Consider the following 5,381-nt stretch of genomic DNA (forward strand, 5'->3'; position numbering starts at 1 on the left):
TAGAACGTCGTGAGACAGTTCGGTCCCTATCTGCCGTGGGCGCTGGAAGATTGAGAGGGGCTGCTCCTAGTACGAGAGGACCGGAGTGGACGCACCGCTGGTGTTCGGGTTGTCATGCCAATGGCATTGCCCGGTAGCTACGTGCGGAAGAGATAACCGCTGAAAGCATCTAAGCGGGAAACTTGCCTCGAGATGAGTCTTCCCTGAGGCCTTGAGCCTCCTGAAGGGACGTTAAAGACGATGACGTTGATAGGTCGGGTGTGTAAGCGCTGTGAGGCGTTGAGCTAACCGATACTAATGACCCGTGAGACTTAACCTTACAACACCTGAGCTGTTTGAGCGCGCGGCATCCACAGCGAAAGTTAACGCCAAGCGCAAGGGGCAAGACGATATTAGCGATGTTCCGGATAATGCCCGACAGTCATGCAAGTGAGGGTTGGGAAAGCGGTGCGGAGCGGAAACGAATTTGCCTGGCGGCACTAGCGCGGTGGTCCCACCTGACCCCATGCCGAACTCAGAAGTGAAACGCCGTAGCGCCGATGGTAGTGTGGGGTCTCCCCATGCGAGAGTAGGGAACTGCCAGGCATCCAACAGGTTGTGCCGGTTAATGCCGGGATGACAGGCAATATTACATATAATGATTCGGCGGTGCGGTAGTTCAGTCGGTTAGAATACCGGCCTGTCACGCCGGGGGTCGCGGGTTCAAGTCCCGTCCGCACCGCCACTCCCATTGAAAGTCCTGAACCAATGTTCAGGACTTTTTTTCTTGTTGTAATGTTGTAACAATAGATTAGCACTATAATTCTGCGCTTTTATAAATAGTGACGCCTGCCATTATGAAACAGGTGGTTGACCAGAACTTTGGCAGAGCTGGCGGTATGGGATATCGTGATAATTTTGCCATCGACATCAATGTCGACCCGATTATCACTCGATGCTAACGGAATCGGCTTCAGGTTAGTACTTACCGCACCGGTGTAGACAAACAGCATAAGCAGTAATACCTTAATTAAATCCAGCCCTCAATTGATCGACAGCGGCATTTTTGCTGGACGCAACAATTGTTAGCTCTCGTAGGCTTCACAATCGGCTTTTGTAATAGAGAAACACTAAGCATTCCTCGTAGAATGTGCTGAATATGACAGCCTATGCTCGGGGATGTTTGCTCCCCTGTTGGTCGTGCTGGATATCACGTTCATGTAGCGCGCGGATAAGTTTTATTTTATCAGTAATCCAACGATCGCCAGTGTTGACTAAATAAACAGGATTTTGACCACTGGCATCGGTCATCAATGTCAAGGTTCTACTGAGATCTTCGATAAAGAAGCAAAAGTCGACCTCGACAAGACCAAGAGTCGCCGAGCTCAATTGCGTGATAAGCTGGTAAAGTGCTGAGGCCCCGTTAACGAGACACCGGTACGCATCGGTAAAGTGCGTCGATTGCCGCTGCAGCAATACGTCAATAGATTGATGTCCTTATTGACATTACCATGAATAATAAAAAAGCTATTGTCCACCATCTTTTCAACTCCTCTTATGCTACCGATTGCAGTGTAGTTGCCGGCTGTTCGATTTTTAAACTCTCACGATAAGCAAGTTTGGCAGTAATGAATACTGGATTATAGTGCAGTAGTTGACGACGGCACGCCTCGCTCCAGGCCGATCAAGCTAGGATACAGGGAGACAGGTAGATCGAGAATGCCTACAGTGCCGTCATCGCTGCAGCCGGTGGTACCCCGTCCAAGGCAGTGGCGCTTTTGTGATATACTGCGTGGGGCAGGCCAAATATGTCATGGCTCCACATTTTTGCCGGGCTGAGATGCTTATAAAAACGTATTGTGGTCGGGTTGTCTGTGGAATAAAAACAGCATGAATCAACTCAAACACCGCCACAGGAGAAAAACTTAGTTGAATGGGCGTTAGCCGTGCCAAAAAAAACATATGCCGTCAGGTATGTCGCGGGCCAGCCAGTCGAGCGTATCTTTCCACCTCTTGCTTCTGGCCAGTTAGGTCAGGCGCTACCGACGGGAGAACCTTTGCCAGGCTCGCGCATTTTGCGGGTGATGGTATGGAATATCTATAAACAACATCGCGCCAATTGGTTGTCGGTGCTGCAAGGATTTGGTAAAGATGCCCAGCTGGTCCTGCTACAGGAAGCGCAGACTACACCTGAGTTGGTCCGATTCGCTACCTCGCATTATTTGGCAGCGGACCAGGTTCCCGCTTTGATTTTTCCGCAACATCCATCGGGGGTCATGACCCTTTCCGCCGCATATCCGATTTACTGCTGTCCACTACGCGAGCGCGAGCCACTGTTGCGATTAGCTAAGTCAGCTCTGGTCACTGTATATCCCATCTGTAATGGGCAACTGCTGATGGTGGTTAATATCCACGCAGTGAATTTCAGCCTGGGCATTGATGTGTATAGCAAACAACTCGATCCCATTGGTGAGCAGATCCGCAATCACAGCGGTCCGGTTATCATGGCGGGGGATTTTAATGCCTGGAGCCAGCAGCGTATGCTGGCGCTCTACCGGTTCGCAGAACGAATGGGGTTGGGCGAGGTGCGGTTTGTCGACGATCGGCGCAAGCGGGCGTTTGGCCGGCCACTGGATTTTGTCTTTTACCGCGATATGAATATCTGCGAGGCGTTGGTACTGGTAACTGAAGCTTCAGACCATAATCCCTTGTTGGTTGCATTCGAGCCTGCTCCGCGGAGCGAGCAGGCGCCGGCAGAGCCGCAAATTATCAGTATCGGGAGGATAGACTACACTGCCGAGAATGAGACATAAATAGGTTGTTAGCATTGTCCAACGCATCGTTCCAGCACATGACACCTTTGATATCGACCAACGCCGTGGCGGCGAGCGATGCCCGCTAGGGAATCCTCCCTTTATGTGCCTGATAGGTGATTCTGTCTATATCGATCCGCTGCTGAATTTCAGCGTTTGACCCACCTTCAGGCTACATACGCTGCGCAGGTCATCCCATCTCTGCAAATCAGCGATTTTAACGTTCAACCGTTTTGCGATGTCGGATAAGGCATCACAGGTACGCACCTCATATACAATATCACCTCCTGCTAGCGAGGTGCACAGTTGCGAAGCATACGCCTTGGGCAGCATGATATAATGTGGTCCGTTTGGCGCCGTCACGTTGCGCTTGTAGCCTGTGTTAAAGCTTTTCAGCTTGGTTAGTGATAGGCCGGACATTTCCGCCGCCTGTCTCAGGCCGATTTGCCGGCCGACTTCCACTTGCGCCAGCGCGCGCTGTACATTCGATTTAGGCAATGTAATGCCAAATTGCTTGCTATTCTTAATAAGGCTGCTGAGCGCAAGTATCTTCGGAACATAGATTGTGGTTTCACGCGGTAGCCCTAACGACCAGAAGTCGGTAGGGCGCCCTTTGGCTTTATTATGCTTGATAGCCTGTATAATACGACCTTCGCCGCTATTATAGGCGGCGAAGGTTAACAACCAGTCGCCGTCGAACATACGGTTAAGACGTTGCATAATATCCAGGGCTACGGTAGTAGACGCCACCACATCACGTCGGCCGTCATACCATTGGTTCTGCTCTAAGCCGTAGTTCTTGCCTGTCTGGGGAACTATCTGCCAAAGGCCAGCGGCGTTTGAAGTGGATATTGCCTTCGGGTCAAAAGCGCTCTCCATTATGGGTAGCAGTACTAGTTCCATCGGCATGTTATGTTGCTTAATCTGCTCGACTATCCAGTACATGTATGGCTCTGCCCGTAATGCTACATCATGGAGATAGCTCTTCTGTTTCAAATAATGCTTTTGTTGCTCGCGGACCCGTGCGTTATCCGGTATCTGCATCTTCAGCTCTTCGCCAATGAAGTTCCACAAATCGTCTTGTAGCAGGCTGTTGTTAATATCTTGCCATCGTGGGGTACTCACTCGATCATCTGTGTACTTTCCCGTTTCACCTTGACTTACTGAAGAAATACTCTGTACATGCTGTTCAGAGGGCGGCGTATCCTGCCTGGATGCCTGACATCCCACCAGCAAGACCGAGGCGAATAAGATCGCATGAGTCTTCATCTATATGTGAATAGTCGTATATGTCAATAGTCGCCTAAAATTTGGAGAATGATACTTTGAAGGCTGGGATATTACAACTAAAACCTTTAGAAATGATCTTTCTTCTCGCGTAATGCCGCAAAAATAAGCCATTCCTCTCCTGAATAGGGGTGAACGTTTAATTTTTTTTGTAAATCAATATGATGATAACGTAAGAAAAGATTAATTTGACGCTCTAAATGCAGCGTTGTGGGCAAGCTTGGCTGGTTTTTCAGACGTAACTCTTTAATTTCACGTTGATAATCTGTGATAACACTATCTTGAGGCAATAAGGCGGTGGCGAAGTCCAAATTTCTTGAAGTATACTCATGAGCGGCACAGATCAGGGTATCGGGAGGAAGTTGATTAACTTTATGAAAAGACTCGTACATTTGTTTTGGTGTGCCCTCAAAAAGCCGACCGCAACCTGCGGAAAAAATAGTGTCGCCGCTAAAAAGCCAGGGTGCGCCGTAAAATCCAATATGTCCGAGTGTATGACCGGGCAATGCCATTATACTGAAGGTGTGGTCCAGTAATGTCAGGGTATCGCCTTCGTTAACAATCCGGGTAGCTCCCTTAGCATGGGTTTCCTCCGGGCCATAGACCGGCACTGGGAAGTGCCGTAGTAGCTCGAAGACGCCTCCTACATGGTCATGATGATGATGGGTTAATAAAATAGCGATAGGGATTAAGTGTCGCTCGGCAAGCGCTTGTAACACCGGTGCTGCCTCGCCAGGGTCGACCACAAGGCATTGGCTGTCGTCATTGTGTAATAGCCAAATGTAATTATCCACCAATGCGGGAATGCTGATAAGATTCACTGTTAACCTCGTTATATCTCTATGGCCTTTACGAAGATAGACAAACATGAAACCAGCGCAAAGTAACAAGACTATTGTGGCGCCTGCCTCATGGGAGGATATTCCCTGCGGGGCTGACTATCGTCAGGCGCTGGAGCAGGATTTGAAATTGTGGTGGCCGAAACTGTTCGGGTTTCATTTACTCAAAATCGGCGCGCTGAGCGCAGATATGGATACCGGTGATTGTGCGATTTCCCACCAGGTCAATGTGGGACTTGAGGGAGAATGTTTACACGTTATCGCCGATCCTTACCAACTGCCGTTCGCCAATAAGTCAGCAGACGCTTGCTTACTGACTCATACTTTATCCTATACCGGAGATCCGCATCGGCTGCTGCGGGAGGTCGATCGGGTACTTATTGATGACGGCTGGCTCGTCGTTACGACGTTCAACCCGATGAGCATGCTGGGGCTGGGCAAAATCTGCCCTATCCTTTTCCGC

The 5,381-nt window shown here is 49.7% G+C and carries 5 protein-coding genes, 1 tRNA gene, 2 rRNA genes and 1 pseudogene; 5 read left to right on the forward strand and 4 right to left on the reverse strand.

What is annotated here, in order from left to right; genetic code table 11:
• The 3 genes from BG74_RS03510 to BG74_RS03520 form a co-directional block, all read left to right on the forward strand.
• A 23S ribosomal RNA gene (locus tag BG74_RS03510) occupies positions 1–319 on the forward strand; the annotation flags it as partial.
• Between the two features lie 150 nt (positions 320–469).
• Positions 470–585: ribosomal RNA gene (gene rrf / locus BG74_RS03515) — 5S ribosomal RNA — on the forward strand.
• Between the two features lie 62 nt (positions 586–647).
• Positions 648–724, forward strand: a tRNA-Asp gene (locus tag BG74_RS03520).
• A gap of 88 nt (positions 725–812) precedes the next feature.
• Here BG74_RS03520 and BG74_RS03525 read toward each other — a convergent pair.
• Both BG74_RS03525 and BG74_RS03530 read right to left on the reverse strand, forming a co-directional pair.
• The gene (locus BG74_RS03525; RefSeq protein WP_066596657.1) at positions 813–992 is read right to left on the reverse strand and encodes a hypothetical protein; all 180 of its coding nucleotides are present in this window, start codon (positions 990–992) and stop codon (positions 813–815) included.
• A gap of 154 nt (positions 993–1,146) precedes the next feature.
• Entirely contained in the window at positions 1,147–1,455 is a 309-nt protein-coding gene (locus tag BG74_RS03530) for a carbapenam-3-carboxylate synthase domain-containing protein (protein ID WP_066596660.1), read from the reverse strand.
• Between the two features lie 470 nt (positions 1,456–1,925).
• Between BG74_RS03530 and BG74_RS03535 the strand changes: the two genes are divergently transcribed.
• A complete protein-coding gene (locus BG74_RS03535) occupies positions 1,926–2,792 on the forward strand; it encodes an endonuclease/exonuclease/phosphatase family protein (RefSeq protein WP_187202566.1) in 867 nt (288 codons plus the stop codon).
• On the opposite strand, the pseudogene mltD reads toward BG74_RS03535, so the two are convergent.
• Together mltD and gloB are read right to left on the reverse strand one after the other, a co-directional pair.
• Positions 2,749–4,061 (reverse strand): annotated as a pseudogene (gene mltD / locus BG74_RS03540) (murein transglycosylase D). The gene BG74_RS03535 and the pseudogene mltD overlap by 44 nt on opposite strands.
• 86 nt (positions 4,062–4,147) lie before the next feature.
• On the reverse strand, positions 4,148–4,900 hold the full coding sequence (gene gloB, locus BG74_RS03545) for a hydroxyacylglutathione hydrolase (RefSeq protein ID WP_066596684.1): 753 nt from the start codon (positions 4,898–4,900) through the stop codon (positions 4,148–4,150).
• A gap of 46 nt (positions 4,901–4,946) precedes the next feature.
• Between gloB and BG74_RS12755 the strand changes: the two genes are divergently transcribed.
• The coding region (locus BG74_RS12755) for a class I SAM-dependent methyltransferase (protein WP_187202567.1) at positions 4,947–5,381 on the forward strand (435 nt) is incomplete at its 3' end.

It is taken from the genome of Sodalis-like endosymbiont of Proechinophthirus fluctus, assembly GCF_001602625.1.
Classification (GTDB): domain Bacteria; phylum Pseudomonadota; class Gammaproteobacteria; order Enterobacterales; family Enterobacteriaceae.

What these genes read in the sequence shown, in the direction of transcription:
- BG74_RS03525 (WP_066596657.1), bottom strand. Translation starts at nt 992, where the DNA reads ATGCTGTTTGTCTACACCGGTGCGGTAAGTACTAACCTGAAGCCGATT.